Source organism: Dietzia sp. HMSC21D01 (assembly GCF_001815995.1).
Classification (GTDB): domain Bacteria; phylum Actinomycetota; class Actinomycetes; order Mycobacteriales; family Mycobacteriaceae; genus Dietzia; species Dietzia cinnamea.
In genome coordinates this window covers 1-3,999 of record NZ_KV824136.1, presented here as the reverse complement: position 1 = coordinate 3,999, position 3,999 = coordinate 1, and the positions used below count along the sequence as shown (strand labels likewise).

Below are 3,999 nucleotides of genomic sequence, written 5' to 3'. Positions count from 1 at the left end.
CTGCGCGGCTGGGTGGAGCGCGAGCGCAACCAGCTCGCCGCGGTGCGGTCCCGGCCGTGCATGGCGAACCCCCACGGGATCGTCGACTCGCGCGCGGAGGTCGTCGCCGAGGCGCTGCGGGCCGCGCGGCGCGACATCACCCGGATCATCGACTCGGAGTCCACGTCGCTCGGCCACCTGTCGGCGCGCCTGACCACCCTCGGCCCGGCGGCCACCCTCGCCCGCGGCTACGCGGTGGTCCAGTCGGTGGCCGGGGTGCACGACGGCCGGGTGGTGTCGTCGATCGCCGACGCCCCGCCCGGCTCCCAGCTGCGCATCCGGGTCTCCGACGGCGCCCTGTCCGCGGCGGTGCTCGGGTCGACGCCCGCCGCCGGCCGCACCACCGCGCCCGCGCCGACCACAACCGGGTCGCACACCACTGAGTCGCCCACCACCGACACCCCCGAGACCGACACCCCCGAGGAGCAGTCCTGATGTCCGACGAGCAGACCCCCGTCTCCGAACTGGGCTACGAGCAGGCCCGCGACGAGCTCATCGAGGTGGTCCGCATCCTCGAGGCCGGCGGCCAGGACCTGGACGCCTCCCTCGCCCTGTGGGAGCGGGGCGAGGAACTCGCCGCGCGGTGCACCGAGCACCTCGACGGCGCCCGCGCGCGCATCGACGCAGTCCTCGGCGACGACGACGAGGGCGGCGCCGCCCGGGGCTGAGCCCGCCGCCCGGTCACGCGGGAGGGCTCACCTCTCCGCGCGGGCGATCACTGCGTGGGGAGCGGCTCCGCCTCCTGGACGGCGGCGGCGAGCGTCTCGAACTGATCCGTGGGCGCCGAGCCGGTCACGGCCACGCGGACGTCGTCGAGGTCCAGCACCCACACGGGGCGGACGTCGTCGCCGGTGAGGACCGTCCATTCCCGCCCGGCGATCGGCACCATGGTGCGCTCGGGCCGCGGGCCGCCGTTCAGTGAGCGGAACGCGTCCTCCGGTGCGTCGGACTGGACGAGCTCGACGTAGCTGCGTTCGCCGGTCACCCAGCCGACGTGGCTGGAGGTGGTGCCGGCGAAGCCCTGGACGCGGCCGGAGTTGGCGGTCCAGTCCGCGGGGACCTCGGGCGAGCGGATCGGGTACTCGAGGCTGCGGGCGTCCTGGCGCAGGGACGCGTCGGCGTCGAACTGCGGGATCTGCCCCTGCTCGGGGCCGGACGGGCTGAAGGTGCACAGTCCGGCGACACCGGCGAAGAGTCCGCAGATGACCATGAGCACCACCACCGACCAGAACATGTCGCGGTTGCCCTGCAGGATTCTCGGTTTCGCCTCGGCCACGCCTGTGAGTATCCCACCCACCCGGGGCGACTCCGGCGCGTGGCCCCCGGCCCGGTCGCGGAGGTGGAACAATGAGCGCCGACAACCCGCCGCACGCGCGTGACCCCGTCGCGCCCGCGCCCGCCTCCGAGGAGCCAGACCACCTATGTCAGACGCCAAGCGCCCCGATCGTAACCTCGCCATGGAGCTGGTCCGTGTGACCGAGGCCGCCGCTCTCGCCGCCGGGCGCTGGGTGGGCCGGGGCGACAAGAACGGTGGCGACGGTGCCGCGGTCGACGCCATGCGTGAGCTCATCTCGACCGTCGACATGGACGGCACCGTGGTGATCGGTGAGGGCGAGAAGGACGAGGCGCCCATGCTCTACAACGGCGAGAAGGTCGGCACCGGTGACGGGCCGGCGGTCGACGTGGCCGTGGACCCGATCGACGGCACCCGCCTCATGGCGGAGGGTCGTCCCAATTCGATCGCCGTGATCGCGGTCGCCGAGCGCGGCGCGATGTTCGACCCGTCGGCGGTGTTCTACATGCGCAAGATCGCGGTCGGCCCGGACGCCGTCGGCCGGATCGACCTGTCCAAGTCCACCGAGTGGAACATCCGGTCGGTGGCCGAGGCCAAGAACATCGACGTCGGCGACATGACGGTGTGCGTGCTCGACCGCCCCCGCCACGCCGAGCTCATCGCCGAGATCCGTGCCGCCGGCGCCAAGGTGCGTCTCATCATGGACGGCGACGTGGCGGGCGGCGTGGCGGCGGCCTCTGACGACAGCTCGGTGGACATGCTCATGGGTATCGGCGGTACGCCGGAGGGCATCATCACCGCGTGCGCCATGAAGTGCATGGGTGGCGAGATCCAGGGCCAGCTGTGGCCGCAGGACGACGCGGAGCGGCAGAAGGCCGTCGACGCCGGCCTGGACGTCGACGCCATCCTCGGCACGGACGACCTCGTCAAGGGCGACAACTGCTTCTTCGCCGCCACCGGCATCACCAACGGCGACATGGTCCGGGGCGTGAGCTACCGCTCCAACGGCGCCGTCACCCGGTCTTTGGTCATGCGCTCCAAGTCCGGCACGGTCCGCCACGTCGAGGGCCGTCACAAGATGGAGAAGCTGCGCGAGTTCTCGGCCGTCGACTACGGCCAGGCCGCCGACGCCCGCTGACGGCACCCGCGCCCGCCGGGCCCGCGCCGTAGTTCCTGCACGGCCCGGCGGGCGCGCCTAGTCTGGCCCCATGGCCGATCAGACTGAATTCCGTATCGAACACGACACGATGGGCGAGGTCCGGGTCCCGGTCGACGCCCTCTGGCGTGCACAGACCCAGCGCGCCGTGGAGAACTTCCCCGTCTCGGGCCGAGGCCTCGAGCGGGCGCAGATCCGCGCGCTCGGACTGCTCAAGTCAGCCTGCGCGACCGTCAACGGACGCCTCGGGCTGCTCGACCGGGAGAAGGTGCACGCGATCGTCGCGGCCGCCGGCCGTATCGCCGAGGGCGAGGTCGACGATCACTTCCCCGTCGACGTGTTCCAGACGGGGTCGGGCACGAGCTCCAACATGAACACCAACGAGGTCATCGCCTCGCTCTGCGCGGCCGAGGGCGTCACGGTCCACCCGAACGACGACGTGAACATGTCGCAGTCGTCCAACGACACGTTCCCCACGGCCACGCACGTCGCCGCGACGGAGGTCGTGATCGCCGACCTCGTGCCGGCCCTCGGCGTGCTCGCCGAGTCGTTCGAGGCGAAGGCCGAGCAGTGGCGTGACGTGGTCAAGCCCGGCCGCACGCACCTCATGGACGCCGTCCCCGTCACCCTCGGTCAGGAGTTCGGCGGCTACGCCCGCCAGATCCGGGCCGGCATCGAGCGTGTCTGCGGCACCCTGCCCCGCGTGGGCGAGCTGCCGATCGGCGGCACCGCAGCGGGCACCGGGCTCAACGCCCCGGACGGGTTCGGCTCCGCCGTCGTCGAGGAACTGCGTTCCCTCACCGGTCTCGAGGAGCTCCGCCTGGCCGTGGACCCGTTCGAGGCCCAGGCCGCCCGTGACGGGCTCGTCGAGCTGTCGGGCGCACTGCGTACGGTCGCGGTCTCGCTGACCAAGATCGCCAACGACATCCGCTGGATGGGGTCGGGCCCCATGACCGGACTCTCCGAGGTGCATCTGCCGGACCTGCAGCCCGGGTCGTCGATCATGCCCGGCAAGGTCAACCCGGTGCTGTGCGAGACGGTCGCGCAGGTCGCCGCCCAGGTCGTCGGCAACGACGCCGCGGTCGCCTGGGCCGGCGCGAGCGGCGCCTTCGAGCTGAACACCGCCATCCCCGTGATGGCCCGCAACGTGCTGGAGTCGGTCCGGATCCTGTCCACGTCGTCGACCCTGTTCGCCGAGCGGTGCATCGACGGCATCGAGCCGGACGTCGACCGCATGCGTCGTCTGGCCGAGTCCTCCCCCTCGATCGTCACGCCGCTGAACTCGGCGATCGGCTACGAGGAGGCGGCGCGCGTCGCCAAGCACGCCCTCGCCGAGGGGCTGACCATCCGCGAGGCGGTCATCGCGCTGGGCTTCGTCCCCGACCCGCTGTCCGAGGAGGAGCTCGACCGCCGTCTCGACGTCCTCGGGATGACCGGCCTCGATCGCGAGCGCTGACCCGCCGCCACCGCACCCGGACACAGGCGCAGGGCCCGGGCGACTCCGCCCGGG

The 3,999-nt window shown here is 72.5% G+C and carries 5 protein-coding genes; 4 read left to right on the top strand and 1 reads right to left on the bottom strand.

All coding sequences use genetic code 11. The annotated features are described in order from the left end of the window. Together HMPREF3086_RS16550 and HMPREF3086_RS16545 are read left to right on the top strand one after the other, a co-directional pair. Nucleotides 1-474: exodeoxyribonuclease VII large subunit (locus tag HMPREF3086_RS16550; protein ID WP_305790944.1), on the top strand; the 474-nt coding region annotated here is incomplete at its 5' end. Continuing rightward, on the top strand, nt 474-707 hold the full coding sequence (locus HMPREF3086_RS16545; RefSeq protein ID WP_061227598.1) for an exodeoxyribonuclease VII small subunit: 234 nt from the start codon (nt 474-476) through the stop codon (nt 705-707). The genes HMPREF3086_RS16550 and HMPREF3086_RS16545, both read left to right, overlap by 1 nt. A 47-nt stretch (nt 708-754) precedes the next feature. Here HMPREF3086_RS16545 and HMPREF3086_RS16540 read toward each other — a convergent pair whose 3' ends face one another. After that, nucleotides 755-1,315 (bottom strand): DUF4245 domain-containing protein, encoded by a 561-nt coding sequence (locus HMPREF3086_RS16540; protein WP_070722991.1) that lies wholly within the window; start codon nt 1,313-1,315, stop codon nt 755-757. 145 nt (nt 1,316-1,460) lie between these two features. Between HMPREF3086_RS16540 and glpX the strand changes: the two genes are divergently transcribed. Both glpX and HMPREF3086_RS16530 read left to right on the top strand, forming a co-directional pair. Then, a complete protein-coding gene (gene glpX / locus HMPREF3086_RS16535) occupies nt 1,461-2,471 on the top strand; it encodes a class II fructose-bisphosphatase (RefSeq protein WP_007631332.1) in 1,011 nt (336 codons plus the stop codon). Between the two features lie 70 nt (nt 2,472-2,541). Then, on the top strand, nt 2,542-3,945 hold the full coding sequence (locus HMPREF3086_RS16530; RefSeq protein WP_070722989.1) for a class II fumarate hydratase: 1,404 nt from the start codon (nt 2,542-2,544) through the stop codon (nt 3,943-3,945). Nucleotides 3,946-3,999: the final 54 nt, after the last annotated feature.

Bases quoted from the DNA above. Each gene is read 5' to 3' on its own strand.
- HMPREF3086_RS16530 (WP_070722989.1), top strand. From the start codon at position 2,542: ATGGCCGATCAGACTGAATTCCGTATCGAACACGACACGATGGGCGAG.
- glpX (WP_007631332.1), top strand. From the start codon at position 1,461: ATGTCAGACGCCAAGCGCCCCGATCGTAACCTCGCCATGGAGCTGGTC.
- HMPREF3086_RS16545 (WP_061227598.1), top strand. From the start codon at position 474: ATGTCCGACGAGCAGACCCCCGTCTCCGAACTGGGCTACGAGCAGGCC.